At 58.8% G+C, this 374-nt stretch carries 1 protein-coding gene; it reads left to right on the top strand.

Translation table 11 applies throughout. The features are described from left to right. Nucleotides 1-374 (top strand): GDP-mannose 4,6-dehydratase (locus JIN85_RS21035; protein ID WP_200274545.1); only part of this gene is annotated, 374 nt, incomplete at both ends.

Below are 374 nucleotides of genomic sequence, written 5' to 3'. Positions count from 1 at the left end.
CACGCCAAAGACTACGTCCGCATGCAATGGATGATGCTCCAGCAGGAAGTCGCCGACGATTTCGTCATCGCCACCGGCAAGCAAATCTCCGTGCGTGAATTCGTCCGCATGTCCGCCAACGAAGCTGGCATTGAAATCGAGTTCAGCGGCGAAGGAGTCGAAGAAATCGCCACCGTCACCGCCGTGACCGATGCGGAAAAAGCTCCCGGCGTCAAAGTGGGCGACGTTATCGTCCGGGTCGACCCACGCTACTTCCGCCCCGCCGAAGTCGAAACCCTGCTCGGCGACCCAACCAAAGCCAAAGAAAAGCTCGGCTGGGTTCCAGAAATCACCGTTGAGGAAATGTGCGCCGAAATGGTCGCCTCCGACCTCGA

Origin of the sequence: Luteolibacter pohnpeiensis, from assembly GCF_016595435.1 — a bacterium.
In the GTDB taxonomy this organism is placed as follows: Bacteria; Verrucomicrobiota; Verrucomicrobiia; order Verrucomicrobiales; family Akkermansiaceae; genus Luteolibacter; species Luteolibacter pohnpeiensis.
The sequence above is the reverse complement of the archived record's forward strand: the minus strand, read 5'-3'. Positions and strand labels throughout refer to the sequence as shown.